At 42.2% G+C, this 6689-nt stretch carries 3 protein-coding genes and 1 pseudogene; 1 reads left to right on the plus strand and 3 read right to left on the minus strand.

The features are described from left to right. Positions 1 to 122: 122 nt before the first annotated feature. The 3 genes from rpoB to rpsT form a co-directional block, all read right to left on the minus strand. The gene (gene rpoB, locus AC2JBO_RS41495) at positions 123 to 3455 is read right to left on the minus strand and encodes a DNA-directed RNA polymerase subunit beta (RefSeq protein ID WP_496959462.1); all 3333 of its coding nucleotides are present in this window, start codon (positions 3453 to 3455) and stop codon (positions 123 to 125) included. Between the two features lie 627 nt (positions 3456 to 4082). After that, entirely contained in the window at positions 4083 to 4868 is a 786-nt protein-coding gene (locus AC2JBO_RS41500) for a TatD family hydrolase (RefSeq protein ID WP_496959463.1), read from the minus strand. A 74-nt stretch (positions 4869 to 4942) separates the two neighbouring features. Then, positions 4943 to 5242 (minus strand): 30S ribosomal protein S20, encoded by a 300-nt coding sequence (gene rpsT, locus AC2JBO_RS41505; protein WP_496959464.1) that lies wholly within the window; start codon positions 5240 to 5242, stop codon positions 4943 to 4945. Between the two features lie 918 nt (positions 5243 to 6160). On the opposite strand from rpsT, the pseudogene AC2JBO_RS41510 reads away from it, so the two are divergent. Then, positions 6161 to 6689, plus strand: a pseudogene (locus AC2JBO_RS41510) (hypothetical protein); the annotation flags it as partial.

A 6689-nucleotide genomic window follows, 5' to 3' on the forward strand; every position in this document is an offset into this window, starting at 1 on the left:
TCAGCACTCAGCACTCAGCACTCAGCACTCAGCACTCAGCACTCAGCACTCAGCACTCAGCACCTAGCACTCAGCACTCAGCACTCAGCACTCAGCACTCAGCACTCAGCACTCAGCACTTTTTACTCTTCTTCGTCAGCATCGCGTACTGATAGCGACTCGTAGGTGGGTCGTGGTGGAGTACGACGGTTTCCAACATCTGCCATCAAATCGACTTCAACGTCGAGAGAGCTTCCATCGTTTTGGGTTTCGACTTTGTGAACCGCAATATCTAAGCCTAACGATTGCAACTCGCGCATTAGTACCTTGAATGATTCAGGTGTACCAGGACGTGGAATTGCTTTGCCTTTGACTATTGCGTTCAAAGCTTCGTTGCGTCCTTGCATGTCGTCGGATTTTACGGTCAACAACTCTTGCAGGGTATACGCGGCGCCAAAAGCTTCAAGTGCCCAAACTTCCATCTCCCCGAAGCGCTGACCACCTTGCTGTGCTTTACCACCCAAAGGTTGCTGGGTAACAAGCGAGTAAGGACCAGTTGAGCGCGCGTGGATTTTATCGTCTACTAAGTGTACAAGCTTGAGCATATAAGCCACACCAACCGTTATTGGGCGGTCAAATGGTTCGCCTGTACGACCGTCATAAACTATAATTTTGCCAGGATTATCAGGGTTATACACCCAATTTTTACCCGTCTCATCGCGCGCTTCTTGTAACTTTCCGTGAACAATGCCCCTTGAAGATTCTTCTCCATACATTTCGTCGAATGGGGTAATCTTGAAACGTACTCCTAAGTTGTGACCTGCCCAACCAAGTAAACATTCAAATACTTGTCCCACATTCATCCGTGAAGGCACACCCAGAGGATTAAGCACAATATCGACTGTGCTGCCATCTGGTAAGTAAGGCATATCTTCCAAAGCGCATATCTTGGAAATAATTCCCTTATTCCCGTGGCGCCCTGCCATTTTGTCACCAACTTGAATTTTACGTTTTTGTGCTACGTAGACACGTACTACCATATTCGCGCCTGGAGGTAGTTCATCGCCTTGTTCACGGGTAAATAAGCGGACATCAACGACCCGTCCTTTTTCCCCGTTAGGTACACGCAATGAATTATCACGTACATCACGAGCTTTTTCGCCGAATATTGCTCGTAATAATTTTTCTTCGGGTGGTTGGTCAGATTCACCTTTAGGTGTGACTTTACCTACGAGAATATCTCCAGATTCTACCCAGGCGCCAATACGGATGATTCCTTGTTCGTCGAGTTGACGTAATGCGTCTTCCCCAACGTTGGGAATTTCTCGTGTAATTTCTTCAGGACCTAGTTTGGTTTGGCGTGCCTCAATTTCATATTTTTCAATGTGGATTGAGGTGTATATGTCATCTTGTACTAATCGTTCGCTAATTAAAATTGCGTCTTCGTAGTTGTAACCTTCCCAAGGCATGTAAGCGACGACAATATTTTGTCCTAGCGCTAATTCTCCACCTTCGGTAGAAGAACCATCAGCAAGTACTTGCCCAGCAACTACTTTTTCGCCCATCCGTACCAATGGTTTCTGATTCAAACAAGTATCTTGGTTTGAGCGCTGGTATTTGGAGAGGTAATATTTTATTTCTTTTGTATCTGATGTACGAGTGGAAATTTCGCCATCGGCATTTTTGATTCGTGGTCGGACGCGAATCTCGGTAGCATCTACATATGTTACGTCACCATCTGTACGGGATACGATTACCATCCCAGAGTCACGGGCGCCTTGTGCTTCCAAACCTGTACCAACTAACGGACGTTCTGGTTTTAATAGTGGTACGGCTTGACGTTGCATGTTGGAACCCATCAGCGCACGGTTCGCGTCATCATGCTCCAAGAATGGAATCATACTTGTAGCAACTGAGACAATCTGTACGGGTGATACAGCAACACAGTCTACTTGTTCGGGGGTTGTTGTAGAGAACTCCTGACGATAGCGGATAGGGACTTGTCCCTTTAAATAACCGTTTTCGTCAGTCATTGCGTCACCTGCTGCGACCCGCAAATCGTCTTCTTCATCTGCGGTCATGTACACAACGGGTAAGTCCAACCGAACTTTCGCGTTATCAACTTGACGGTAAGGTGTTTCTAAGAAGCCATATTGATTGACACGCGCGTGAGTTGCCAAAGAACCAATCAAACCAGCATTTGGACCTTCAGGTGTTTCAATTGGACAAATTCGTCCGTAGTGTGAGGGGTGAATATCACGCACCGCGAACCCTGCACGCTCACGAGTTAAACCACCAGGACCAAGTGCAGAAAGGCGCCGTTTGTGGGTTAATTCTGCCAAAGGATTGGTTTGATCCATGAACTGCGACAACTGCGAAGAACCAAAGAATTCTTTAATAGCAGCAACCAACGGTTTTGGGTTAACTAAAGAAGCTGGAGTTAAAGCTTCTGCATCCGATACTGTCATCCGTTCGCGAATAATCCGCTCCAAACGGTTGAGTCCAACTCGAACCTGGTTTTGTAGCAATTCCCCTACGCTTCGGACTCGTCGATTACCTAAATGATCAATGTCATCAATGTTACCAATGTCAAATTCGAGGTTGATCAGGTAATCAACTGCTGCTAATATATCGGTAGGAGTTAAAACGCGCACTGGTTCAGGAACAGAAAGGCGCAACTTCTTATTGAGTTTATATCTACCTACTCTTCCTAAATCATATCTTTTAGGATCAAAGAACCGTGAGTCGAGCAGTTGTTGTCCTCCTAATACAGTTGGAGGTTCACCTGGCCGCAGTTTTCGGTACAGTTCCATCAAAGCTTCTTCTTCAGAAAACTGCCCTTCTTTTTCGATTGTTTTCTGAAAGTATTCAGGGTGACGAAGAGCATCAAAAATTTCGTTGTCTGATAGGCCAAGCGCTTTCAGTAATACTTGTGCGCTCAACTTACGAGTCTTATCAATACGTACCCAGACCAAATCATTACGGTCTGTTTCAAATTTTAGCCAAGCTCCTCGGTTGGGGATCAACGAAGCTGAATAAGTACGGCGCCCATTTTTATCGATTTCTGATTTATAATAAACGCCTGGAGAACGAACGATTTGGTTAACAATAACCCGTTCAGCACCGTTAATAATAAAAGTGCCTCGGTCTGTCATTAAAGGCAAATCACCAATAAATACGTCCTGCTCTTTAATTTCACCCGTTTCTTTGTTAATTAAGCGAGTAGGTACATACATTTGTACGGCGTAGGTACTATCGCGTCGCTTTGCCTCGTCTACGCTGTACTTGGGTTCCTTCATCTTGTAATTTTGACCCAAAAAATGCAGTTCGAGTTTGCCTGTGTAATCAGTAATTGGGCTAAAGGAGTTTAATTCTTCTATCAACCCTTCTTCCAAAAACCAACGAAAACTTGACCGTTGAATTGCAATCAAGTCGGGCAATAGAAAAGCGGGTTCCATTATCGAATCGTTAGTCATGCCTCTACCTTTATCGTATGATTAAACTGAAGAATGGATACAACCAGTACAATTACTCTTTTTTGGTATCCATATTGCCATGCCGTTCAATACTCCATATCAATGGAGCATGGATAAGCTTATAGATGTTAGTGAATGCGGCGTTGCGTGGTTAGTACCCTTACTGAAGATAAATACAACCGAAAACTAGGAATTAGCTCCTTCAATCCAAATTGAGAGCCAGATCGAAAATGTATCTTTACTTTGCTCACTTCCCCTCCAAAAAGCGCGTCGTTTTTACGAATAACACACACTATTCAACCAAGCTGGAAAACCCCTACTGGTCGAAGGTGGTTTCTGTGTAATCTGCTACAATCGGGCGTATTATTACTGACAGAGTATAAAATTTTGATATATTTAACTTATCGTGTGTGGGAAGTTGAATGTAATAATGAGCGGCGATTCACTGGCTAATGTCTAGATGCCAATAGTTAGTAGTTGTATCAACAGACAGCATACAGCTTCAATTTGCAACATCTACTATTATGCCGCAAGCAAGCCTTTTTTGGAGGGATTAATTTTAGCATACTTTGTCCTCCATCTAATTTTTTTTGTGAAGTCAGACTAATTATATAGTATAAATTGACTTTATAGTGTTAATCCAAAAAGTTGACAAGCATTTTGGGTTGTTTGAGCAGCTATCACCTCAATAGGTTCTTCGCGTAATGCGGCAACATGTTCGGCAACATAGCGCACAAATGATGGTTCGTTTCGTCTTGTTCCTCGTTTTGGAACGGGCGCCAGGAAAGGGCAGTCGGTTTCGATTAAAAGTCGTTCAGGACTGACAATCTTACAGCTAGATTGAATATCCAAGGCATTCTTGAAGGTAACGGTACCACTAAAACTGATATAAAACCCCAAATCCACAAACCATTGAGTTTCTTCTGGTGTTCCACCCCAGCAATGCATGACACCCCGTAATCGTTCACCTTTGATATTTTTCCAACGTTGCAGAACTTCTTTAACTTGAGCGGCTGCATCACGACAGTGAATAATTATAGGTAAATTCAAATCGGTTGCAATTTCAAGTTGTGCCTCAAATATGTGTATCTGCTGCTCATAGTTGTCTGCTTTGTAGAAATCTAGCCCCATTTCTCCAACTGCCACTACTTTTGAGTCAGATTTTGCATTCCTCCAAATCTCCTCCTTGGTTTCAGGAGTCCACTTTGAAGCATCAAGAGGATGCAAGCCAACAGCAAAGCTCAGTTCAGGAACACGTGCCGCTATTGCTTGAATGCCAGAAAACTCAGATGGCTCGACACACGAGTGGACTAAATGTACCACACCTGCTTCTTGCCATCGCGAGCGTACAGAAGCAAAATCTTGTTGAAAAACCTCGAAGTTGAGGTGTACATGGGTATCAATCAGTTGCATTGTGTACTTTCATGAATTACTTAGCCGCAATTGCTTCCGTTCAAGCCGACGAAGCTTAAAGCCAAGATAATTGCCTAAGCGGTTGCTGTTTGCGATACGGATTTTAAGCGCTGTGCAAGTCGAGATTTTTTGCGGGCACCATTGTTTGAGTGAAGTACGCCGCGTTTGACGGACTTATCAATTTTACTGTAAGCCTCCGACATCCGATCCATGACATCTTTCTTTGTATCTTCACTCGGATTTGCGGTATAAGCGTCCAGAGCCACGAAATATTTTTTCATCAGCGTTTTTACCGCCGACTTATAGGACTTGTTACGCATCCGGTTGCGTTCTGCGATTTTGGCACGTTTTAGAGCTGACTTATTATTCGCCACTGTTAACTTCCAGAAAAATAATATCTACAAGATTACACACACTACTAGATTTACTAATATAGCACTTTTTTTGACAATGTAAAGATATCAACAAAATTTTTTTGTTGATGGTGTTATTACCTTGACAAGGAGGCGCCTGTTCCACTGTATTCCATACCGTCCGCTTTGCGCTCCAAATATCAGCGTCAGCAAAATAACGGGAATGCAGCTACTTACAGCAGGTAGCTCTAGTTTTATTGTACTGTTTGATCGCCGCAAGATAAATCTTCCACCTTTAGTTTTATAGTCACGACTATCTAAGAATATTTTAACACTTCGCGTAGTACCAATGCATTGCTGCACGAAGGTTAAAGTCTGTTTTGGTGTGATTTGTGATTTTTTGAGTCAAAAATTCATAATCAAGGCAGTAGTAACACGTGAATAAAAAATTAACGCACGAAAGTTATTAAAGTAATTTGTGTGATTTTACCAGGATAAATTTATCAATAGCTAACCATATAATTACTAATAATTATTCGTAATTTTTGTAAGATTATAAAGGGTAAGTCATAAACAGCAATTAAAAATTAAGATTTTACAAGCTATTGTAGAATGGCTAATTTTAATGAGCAGAAATAAAGCTGCTTTCAATCCCGTGATATTACATAAAAAGTTTAGATGAGTATAACTACATAATTGATACATTATCTCTGGAGGAAAGTTCATCAAAATTTTAATCAATGCATAGCTTTCTTCATCCTCAATATATTGAAAACCAAAGAATTACAGAGTAAATTAAATACTAAAGCAGTAATCATATACACTTAACGCCCAAAATAAATCTAATATAGTCTGGTATATTTTTTACAAAGTGATTGCTGTGATTGCGCTCGCGCAGACGTATATTATTTTCAACAACTAACAGAACACAAATAAAACATGAGCCTGTCAGCACTAGGAAAATTTATCTTACCGCCAGTCATTGCCGCAGCTGGGGTTTTTTCAGTAATGAACTTCCCTTTAGCGATGATGGGCGATAAGCCAGTTGGAATTCGATATGAAGAAGAACCTGTTTTTGATGGCAGAATCAGGGATATTGCTCCTCCATATGTCGTATTCGTAACGGTTTTGAGTTTTGGAGTTGGGATTGGAGTTGCTGCACTTGGTGGATGGCGGAGTTCTGCTCGTAAATCGTCACAGTATTACCAACAGTTATCTAGTCTTGAAGATCATTTACAGCAGAAAGATAAACTACTTAAGGAGTTGAAGCTCTCAGAATCAAGATTACAAGTGTCTGGGTTAAGCAACTTTTTGGATTCGCAAGAACATTTTGATCAACCTGCACTTCCAAGGGCGCTGCCTGCTGTGACTCAACCAGTTGTACAAGAGCCAGTTGTTGCTACTGCATCAGTTCCAAAGTACCGGCAAACTAAAGCTAATCCTGTGCCCACATTAGCGCCAAAGCCAA

Source organism: Calothrix sp. CBUCES-K 9914, assembly GCF_059640475.1.